At 40.1% G+C, this 8,970-nt stretch carries 8 protein-coding genes; all 8 read left to right on the top strand.

The genetic code is table 11. The features are described from left to right. Window positions 1-263 precede the first annotated feature (263 nt). Complete coding sequence (locus QZ379_RS10935) at window positions 264-854, top strand: hypothetical protein (RefSeq protein ID WP_291564444.1); 591 nt, start codon at window positions 264-266, stop codon at window positions 852-854. Window positions 855-863: 9 nt separating this feature from the next. After that, window positions 864-1,703, top strand: coding sequence for a DUF2764 domain-containing protein (locus QZ379_RS10930; protein WP_291564441.1), 840 nt, complete (start codon window positions 864-866; stop codon window positions 1,701-1,703). Window positions 1,704-1,718: 15 nt separating this feature from the next. Further along, window positions 1,719-3,476: a V-type ATP synthase subunit A gene (locus tag QZ379_RS10925; protein WP_291564438.1), complete on the top strand. Its 1,758-nt coding sequence runs from the start codon at window positions 1,719-1,721 to the stop codon at window positions 3,474-3,476. A 27-nt stretch (window positions 3,477-3,503) separates the two neighbouring features. Next, complete coding sequence (locus tag QZ379_RS10920) at window positions 3,504-4,823, top strand: V-type ATP synthase subunit B (protein WP_291564434.1); 1,320 nt, start codon at window positions 3,504-3,506, stop codon at window positions 4,821-4,823. Between the two features lie 27 nt (window positions 4,824-4,850). Continuing rightward, complete coding sequence (locus tag QZ379_RS10915) at window positions 4,851-5,456, top strand: V-type ATP synthase subunit D (RefSeq protein WP_291564432.1); 606 nt, start codon at window positions 4,851-4,853, stop codon at window positions 5,454-5,456. After that, entirely contained in the window at window positions 5,453-7,252 is a 1,800-nt protein-coding gene (locus QZ379_RS10910; RefSeq protein WP_291564430.1) for a V-type ATPase 116kDa subunit family protein, read from the top strand. The genes QZ379_RS10915 and QZ379_RS10910 overlap by 4 nt, the downstream gene beginning before the upstream one ends. Before the next feature lie 54 nt (window positions 7,253-7,306). Further along, on the top strand, window positions 7,307-7,771 hold the full coding sequence (locus QZ379_RS10905; protein WP_154044766.1) for a V-type ATP synthase subunit K: 465 nt from the start codon (window positions 7,307-7,309) through the stop codon (window positions 7,769-7,771). A gap of 120 nt (window positions 7,772-7,891) precedes the next feature. After that, window positions 7,892-8,665, top strand: a complete 774-nt coding sequence (locus QZ379_RS10900) for a TerB family tellurite resistance protein (protein WP_291564428.1) — start codon at window positions 7,892-7,894, stop codon at window positions 8,663-8,665. Window positions 8,666-8,970: the final 305 nt, after the last annotated feature.

The raw sequence follows: 8,970 nt of genomic DNA, 5'->3' as shown, positions 1-8,970 counted from the left end.
TTTTAGTAGAGAAGTCCCCGAGGTAGAGATACTTCGGGGACTTTCGCGTTTATACTGGTCTGACTGTAATATAATCGCGGGCCGGATGTTAATCTTTTGTTTAATATTGGTAATGTTGTATAAAATCGTTGATTTTAAATTCGTTTTCTTCGTCCTTATTTCTTATATTTGAGCCGCAATAACAAACAGGTATGCGGCTTTTAATAAAGTTGCGAATAACCGGTGTTGAATTGCTGTATAAACAATAATTTACTAGTACAGTTATGGAAAATAAAATTCAAGAACTTACTGACAAGATTTATCGTGAAGGTGTGGAAAAAGGAAACGAAGAAGCACAACGGATTGTCAGTGAGGCACAGGCAAAGGCTGAGAAATTAATTGAAGATGCCAGAAAGCAGGCAGAAGAAATTCTTGCTTCAGCTAAGAAAACGGCTGATGAGCTTAGTGAGAATACCAAGTCCGAATTAAAACTTTTTGCCGGACAGGCACTGAATGCCTTGAAGACTGAGGTAACCAACTTGCTTACAAATGAAACGGTTTCTGAAGCTGTTAAGAACTTTACATCTGATAAAGAGTATTTCAATAAGTTTGTAGTATCATTGGCAAAACAGTGGTCGGCAAACGAACCGATAGTGATATCAGTTCCTGACGGGGAAAGTCTGAAAAAATATTTCTCAAATAATGCAAAGGAATTGCTTGACAAGGGTGTAAAAATAGAAAGTGTCAATGGCACAAAAGTCTTGTTCAGCATATCTCCTGCAGACGGCTTTTATAAGGTGAACTTCGGTGAGGAAGAATTTGAAAACTATTTTAAAGAATTCTTGCGTCCGCAGTTAGTACAAATGTTGTTTTAAGAATTGATTATGGATGCTTATTATTATCTTGTAGCCGGATTGCCGGATATCTCTTTGGAGGACGGTAAGCTGAGTTATACAGTCGATAGTTTTAAGTCGGAAATATACCCTGATTTGTCTGATAAAGATAAGAATATAATAGATTTGTTCTATCTTAAGTTCGATAATGATAACCTTTTGCATCTGTTGAAAGACAAAGAGTATGTCGTTAAGAGGAACGGTAATTTCAGCTCTGATGAATTATTGTCTTTAATAGATACAATAAAGGATGGTGATATTCCCGACAGGAAGTGCCCATCTTATTTCAGTAAGTTTATATCTGAATATCTTGCCTTGGCTCCTGAGGATGCTTACAGGGCAAGTGATATGTTGACCTCTGATTATTATTCATATGCTATGAGAACTAAGAATAGTTTCGTATCGGCATGGTTTGAATTTAATTTGAACCTTAATAATATTCAGTCGGCAATTTCAGCCAGAAAATATAAAATTGATGTAGCTTCGACAATTGTAGGGGATACTGATGTATGTGAGGTGTTGCGTACATCGAATGCCCGTGATTTTGGTTTGGGAGATACATTGCCTTATCTGGAGAATATTCAGAGAATTTCGGAAATAGATGATTTGCTGGAAAGAGAGAAGAAAGTAGACCAGCTGAAGTGGAACTGGATGGAGGACGAGTCTTTCTTTAATTATTTCACAGTTGAGCGTTTGTTTGTCTTTCTTCTTCAGTTGGAGATGATTGAAAGATGGATATCATTGGATAAAGATAAAGGTAATGAACTGTTCAGGGCTTTAATACAAAGTCTGAAGGATGATGTTCAGATACCGGAGGAATTTAGAAAATAGTTTAAATGTAATAAAATGGCAACAAAAGGTAGTGTTGTTGGCGTTATAGCCAATATGGTGACTTTGACTGTAGATGGTCCGGTGGCACAGAATGAAATCTGTTACATCTCTACAGGTGGTGACCGACTTATGGCCGAGGTTATTAAGATTGTTGGCACTAATGTTTATGTTCAGGTGTTCGAAAGTACACGTGGACTGAAGGTAGGTGCTGAAGCTGAATTTACAGGCCATATGCTTGAGGTTACTTTAGGACCGGGTATGCTGTCGAAGAATTACGATGGTTTGCAGAATGACCTTGATAAGATGGAAGGCGTTTTCCTGAAACGCGGACAATATACTTATCCTTTGGATAAAGAGGCTAAATGGCTTTTCAAACCTATAGTTAAGGTGGGGGATGAGGTCGGTCCTTCTGCATGGTTGGGTGAAGTTGAAGAAAATCATCAGCCTTTGAAGATTATGGTGCCTTTCCAGCTTACGGGTACTTATAAGGTGAAATCAATAGTATCTGAAGGCGAATATACAATAGAAGATACAGTAGCAGTACTTACTGACAAGGATGGAAATGATATTCCTGTAAACATGATACAGAAATGGCCTGTCAAGAAGGCTATGACTAACTATAAGGAAAAACCACGTCCATTCCGTCTGCTGGAAACAGGTGTACGCGTAATAGATACGGTCAATCCTATTGTGGAAGGTGGTACAGGATTTATTCCCGGTCCTTTCGGTACAGGTAAGACAGTTCTTCAGCATGCCATCTCAAAACAGGCTGAAGCTGATATAGTAATCATAGCTGCCTGCGGTGAACGTGCTAATGAGGTTGTGGAAATCTTTACTGAGTTCCCTGAACTGGTAGACCCTCATACAGGAAGAAAACTGATGGAACGTACTATCATCGTGGCAAATACATCAAACATGCCTGTGGCAGCACGTGAGGCATCTGTTTATACAGCCATGACTATGGCAGAGTTCTATCGTGCGCAGGGGCTTAAGGTTCTGCTTATGGCCGACTCTACTTCCCGTTGGGCTCAGGCTCTTCGTGAGATGTCAAACCGTATGGAGGAATTGCCTGGTCCGGATGCGTTCCCTATGGATATTTCTTCTATCATATCTAATTTCTACGGACGTGCAGGATATGTTTATCTTAATAATGGTGCAACCGGTTCTATTACATTCATCGGAACTGTATCACCAGCCGGCGGTAACTTGAAGGAACCTGTTACGGAGAATACCAAGAAGGTGGCTCGCTGCTTCTATGCTTTGGAACAGGAACGTGCCGACCGTAAGCGTTATCCGGCTGTTAATCCTATCGATTCTTACTCTAAATATCTGGAATATCCTGAATTCGAACAGTATATCACTGACAGAATCAATGGTGAGTGGATAGGAAAGGTAAACGAACTGAAGACTCGTCTGCTTCGCGGTAAGGAAATTGCGGAACAGATTAACATTCTTGGTGATGACGGTGTACCGGTAGAATATCATGTGATTTTCTGGAAATCAGAGCTTATAGACTTCGTAATCCTTCAGCAGGATGCATTTGATGAGGTAGACTCTGTAACTCCTATGGAACGTCAGGAAGAAATAGTAAACATGGTGATTGATGTTTGTCACACTGAATTCAAGTTTGACAACTTCGTGGAAGTTATGGACTATTTCAAGAAGATGATAAATATCTGCAAGCAGATGAACTATTCCAAATACAAATCAGAACAGTATGTAGAGTTTGGAAAACAATTGCAGGAATTGCTTGCAGAAAGACGTGCCAATTAATTTATTTCATTAATCAATAACTAAAAAATGGCAACAAAAGCATTTCAAAAGATATATACCAAAATCAGCCAGGTTAATAAGGCCACTTGTTCGCTTAAGGCAACAGGGGTAGGCTATGACGAGCTGGCTATGGTTAATGGCAAACTTGCGCAGGTCGTTAAGATTGCCGGAGATGATGTTACATTGCAGGTGTTTGAGGGAACTGAAGGTATCCCGACAAATGCAGAGGTTGTGTTCTTGGGTAAGTCGCCTACACTGAAGGTGAGCGAACAGCTTGCAGGACGTTTCTTCAACGCATTCGGTGACCCTATTGACGGTGGTCCTGAAATAGAGGGTACTGAAGTGGAGATTGGAGGACCTTCTGTAAATCCTGTACGTCGTAAACAGCCTTCTGAACTTATTGCTACCGGTATCGCGGGTATCGACTTGAACAATACTCTGGTATCAGGACAGAAGATTCCGTTCTTTGCTGACCCTGACCAGCCGTTTAACCAGGTGATGGCTAATGTGGCTCTTCGCGCAGAAACAGATAAAATCATTCTTGGTGGTATGGGTATGACCAACGATGACTACCTTTATTTCAAGAATGTGTTCTCTAATGCAGGTGCGCTGGACCGTATCATCAGTTTCGTAAACACAACCGAGAATCCTCCTGTAGAACGATTGCTTATTCCTGATATGGCTCTGACTGCTGCCGAATACTTTGCGGTAGAGCATAATCAGAAGGTGCTTGTTCTGCTTACAGATATGACTTCTTATGCCGATGCTTTGGCTATCGTGTCCAACCGTATGGACCAGATTCCTTCGAAGGACTCTATGCCAGGTTCTCTGTATTCAGACCTTGCAAAGATTTACGAAAAGGCGGTGCAGTTCCCAAGCGGTGGTTCTATAACTATTATTGCGGTGACTACACTTTCCGGCGGTGATATCACTCATGCAGTACCTGATAACACCGGTTATATCACTGAAGGACAGTTGTTCCTGCGCCGTGACAGTGATATCGGTAAGGTTATTGTCGACCCGTTCCGTTCACTTTCTCGTCTGAAACAGTTGGTTAGCGGTAAGAAGACACGTAAAGACCATCCGCAGGTTATGAATGCTGCCGTACGTCTGTATGCCGATGCTGCCAATGCAAAGACCAAGATGGAAAACGGTTTCGACCTTACAAATTACGACGAACGTACTCTGGCTTTTGCCAAGGATTATGCTAACCAGCTTCTTGCTATTGACGTAAACCTCAATACAACTGAGATGCTTGACGTTACTTGGGGACTGTTCAGCAAGTATTTCAAGCCGGAAGAAGTAAATATCAAGAAAGAATTCGTAGACCAGTACTGGAAGAAGTAAAACCAAATTCAATAAACAAACAGAGAAATGGCTATAAAATTTCAATATAACAAGACCTCTCTGCAGCAACTGGAAAAGCAACTGAAGGTTCGTGTACGCACGCTTCCTATCATAAAAAATAAGGAAAGTGCCTTGCGACTGGAAGTGAAGCGTTGCAAGAACGAAGCTGTGGAACTGGAGGAACGGCTTGAAAAACAGATTCAAGCTTATGAAGCCATGTTCGCACTCTGGAATGAATTTGATGCTTCATTAATAAAAGTGAAGGATGTTCATTTGGGCGTTCGTAAAATCGCCGGTGTCAGGGTTCCGCTTCTCGAGAATGTGGACTTTGATATAAGACATTATAGTATGTTTTCTTGTCCAAAGTGGTATGCAGATGGAATACATATACTTAAGACTTTGGCTGAAACAGCTATAGAAAGGGAGTTTACGCTCGCCAAATTGGGCTTGCTGGAACATGCGCGTAAAAAGACTACTCAAAAGGTAAACCTGTTTGAGAAGGTTCAGATACCTGGCTATCAGGATGCATTGAGAAAAATTAAACGATTCATGGAAGATGAAGAAAATCTGTCGAAATCATCACAGAAGATTCTGAAGTCTATCCAGGAAAAGAGAAAGGAGGCTGAACAATGATTGCTAAAATGAAAAAGCTGACTTTCCTTGTGTATTATAAGGAATATGAACAGTTCCTTGAAAGACTGCGAGAACTTGGTGTGGTACATATTTTCACTAAATCACAGGGAGTAGCGGAAAATCAGGAACTTCAGAACCGTATCAGACTTGCCGGAAGATATGCGGCTGCCATAAAATTCCTTCAGGGATTGAATGTAGTGGCTGACAAGCATGAGGGTGAGGCTATAAGTGGAGAAAAGGCACTTGAATTATTGACCGAACTGCAAAATAAACAGCAACAACTGGCTCACAAAAGGCAGGCTCTGGAGAAGGAAATTGCTTCATTAGAGCCTTGGGGGGATTTTGAAGCGGAAAATATTGAGCGTCTTAGGAAGGCCGGTTATGTGGTGAACTTCTACATCTGTTCTGAAAAACAGTTCAATGATGAATGGATTTCCGATTATAATGCGACTGTTATTAATAAAATTGGCTCTAAGGTTTATTTTGTTACAATAACATCGGATAAGGAAACTCCTGAGCTGGAAGTGGAATATGCCAAATTGCCTGAAAAATCTCTTAGCGGATTGAAAGCAGCTGTAGAGAGTCTGATCAGTGACATTAATAATATCGAAAGCAATATTAATGAACTGGCAAAAAAATCAATATCAGACCTTGAGGTGGCTCAGAAAAAGATTTATTCTGAGATAGAGTTCTCTAAGGTAGTACTGACCGGTGATTCATTGGCTGACAATAAACTGGTGTTATTGGAAGGTTGGGTTCCTGAGGTTAAAAGTGAGGATGTAAAGTCTTTCATGGATAATCAGGGGGCTTATTATGAGATTTCCGCTCCGACATCTGAAGATAATGTACCTATACTGTTCAAGAATGATAAGTTCTCACGATTGTTTGAACCTATCATCAGACTGTATATGCTGCCTAAGTACAATGAACTTGACCTTACTCCGTTCTTTGCTCCTTTCTTCATGCTGTTTTTCGGCTTGTGTCTTGGAGATACGGGATATGGTGCGTTTATGGTACTGGCGGTTACTGTCTACAGGCTGATGGCTAAGAATATCAGTCCGGGAATGAAACCGATTCTTACATTGGTACAGATTCTTGGTGCCTCTACTATGGTCTGCGGTTTGTTGACTGGTACATGTTTCGGATTTAATCTTTATGACATTCAGTTGCCTTTCCTGCAGAAGATGAAAGAAACCATCGCATTAGATAATCAGCAGATGTTTAATCTGTCGCTTATTCTGGGTGGTATTCAGATAATCTTTGGTATGATGCTTAAGGCTGTAAACCAGACTATACAATTAGGATTCAAGTATGCAGTGGGAACAATAGGATGGATATTTGTCATTCTGAGTTCTGCAATAGCATTTGCCGGTACAATGAAAATGGGTGGAACGGTTCATATGGTATTCGTTGTAGCAGGACTGCTTATGGCTTATCTCTACAATAGTCCCGGAAAGAATGTTTTTGTAAATATCGGTCTTGGACTTTGGGACAGTTACAATATGGCTACCGGATTATTGGGTGATATCCTGTCATATGTTCGTCTGTTTGCATTGGGATTGTCAGGAGGTATTCTGGCAAGTGTGTTCAATAGCCTTGCTTCGGGTATGAGTCCTGATAATGTAATAGCCGGTCCGATAGTAATGGTTCTGATATTTGTAATAGGTCATTCAATCAATATCTTTATGAATGTACTTGGAGCAATGGTTCATCCAATGCGTCTGACTTTTGTGGAATTTTTCAAGAATTCCGGTTACGAAGGTGGAGGAAAGGAATACTCTCCATTTAAAAAATAGATAGTATTTCGTGTATATAAACTGAAAAAATAATAAATAAAAAACTTTTGAATTATGGAAATGAATTTTTTGATTGCCTATATTGGCATCGCTGTTATGGTTGGTTTGTCTGGTATCGGTAGTGCATACGGAGTAACAATTGCAGGTAATGCATCAATCGGAGCTCTTAAGAAAAATGATAGTGCTTTTGGTAACTTCCTGGTATTGACAGCTCTTCCTGGTACTCAGGGACTTTATGGTTTTGCAGGTTACTTTATGTTCCAGAATATTTTCGGAGTCCTTACTCCTGAAATCACTACTCTTCAGGCTTGTGCGGTACTTGGTTCAGGTATCGGTTTGGGATTAGTTGCTCTTTTCTCTGCAATCCGTCAGGGACAGGTGTGTGCTAATGGTATTGCTGCTATCGGTCAGGGACATAACGTGTTCGGTAATACTTTGATTCTTGCAGTATTCCCGGAATTGTACGCTATCGTTGCTCTTGCTGCAACATTCTTGATGGGTTCTGCTATCACAGCGTAATATTTAAACATGATTTTTGATAAAGGCTGTCTCAATCTGTGATTGGGGCAGCTTTTTTATGTTATTGTGTATAAGAAGTTTTTTTATAACTTTGTCACGTAATATAATATAGAATATAATATGGGATACGGAAAATGGATTGGTGGCCTTATGGGATTTATGACTATGGGTCCTTTGGGAGCTTTGGCCGGTTTTGCCATAGGCTCATTATTTGATAATGCTAATGCCAATGAAAATATGACAGGTGATTCCGGTCAGCAGGATGAATATATGGGGCAAAGGAACAGTTTCTTGTTCTCTATGCTTGTCATGGCATCATATATAATACGGGCAGACGGCAGAATAATGCACAGCGAAATGGAATATGTGAGAAATTTCCTGAGAAACAATTTTGGCGAAGCAGCTGTGTCGGAAGGGGAGCAGATTCTTCTGAATCTGTTTGAACAGAGAAAGCAAATGGACAAGACAAATCCTATGGCGTTTAGAAACACAATAAATCAGTGTGGACAGCAGATTGCCGAGAATATGACATATGAGGAACGTCTTCAGCTGCTGAGTTTCCTTACACAGATTGCTAAAAGCGACGGTAACGTATGTAAAGAGGAGATTGATGCATTGCGTGAGGTAGCTTTATCAATGGGAATGTCATATCAGGAAGTTGAATCAATGCTTAACATGAGAGGCAAATCTCTTGACGAGGCTTACAAGGTTCTTGAAGTTTCGCCGGATGCTACGGACGAGGAAGTGAGAGCGGCTTACAAGAAGATGGCTCTGAAACATCATCCTGACAGAGTGGCTACTTTGGGAGAGGACATCAGAAAAGCTGCTGAGGAAAAATTCCAGGATATCAACAATGCCAAAGAAAGAATATATAAGGCAAGAGGAATGAGATAAAAAATAATCACAAGAAATAAGTCTCTATTTTGTATAGTACAGATTGCAAAAACAGCATTGTATGTAACAGATATAAAATAAAGTGCTCGTAAGTGTAAGGAATAAGTGTTTTTTTTACGAAAAAAGAATTGTGCAATTATTGTGTTTTAAAAGAAATCATTACTTTTGCATCGTAAAACTTGAGATTGATTATATCAAGTAACAAGATTGGTTAAATCGAATAGTTTTCAAACTTTATTATAAAACCATTAAAAATTTAAACAAAATGATTAAAGTAGGTATTAACGGTTTCGGTCGTATCGGCC

It is taken from the genome of Bacteroides sp., assembly GCF_019417265.1.
In the GTDB taxonomy this organism is placed as follows: domain Bacteria; phylum Bacteroidota; class Bacteroidia; order Bacteroidales; family Bacteroidaceae; genus Phocaeicola.
This window is presented reverse-complemented; position numbering and strand designations above follow the sequence as displayed.

Coding starts and splice junctions, on each gene's coding strand:
- QZ379_RS10900 (WP_291564428.1), top strand. CDS start 7,892: ATGGGATACGGAAAATGGATTGGTGGCCTTATGGGATTTATGACTATG.
- QZ379_RS10930 (WP_291564441.1), top strand. CDS start 864: ATGGATGCTTATTATTATCTTGTAGCCGGATTGCCGGATATCTCTTTG.
- QZ379_RS10920 (WP_291564434.1), top strand. CDS start 3,504: ATGGCAACAAAAGCATTTCAAAAGATATATACCAAAATCAGCCAGGTT.
- QZ379_RS10905 (WP_154044766.1), top strand. CDS start 7,307: ATGGAAATGAATTTTTTGATTGCCTATATTGGCATCGCTGTTATGGTT.
- QZ379_RS10915 (WP_291564432.1), top strand. CDS start 4,851: ATGGCTATAAAATTTCAATATAACAAGACCTCTCTGCAGCAACTGGAA.
- QZ379_RS10910 (WP_291564430.1), top strand. CDS start 5,453: ATGATTGCTAAAATGAAAAAGCTGACTTTCCTTGTGTATTATAAGGAA.
- QZ379_RS10925 (WP_291564438.1), top strand. CDS start 1,719: ATGGCAACAAAAGGTAGTGTTGTTGGCGTTATAGCCAATATGGTGACT.
- QZ379_RS10935 (WP_291564444.1), top strand. CDS start 264: ATGGAAAATAAAATTCAAGAACTTACTGACAAGATTTATCGTGAAGGT.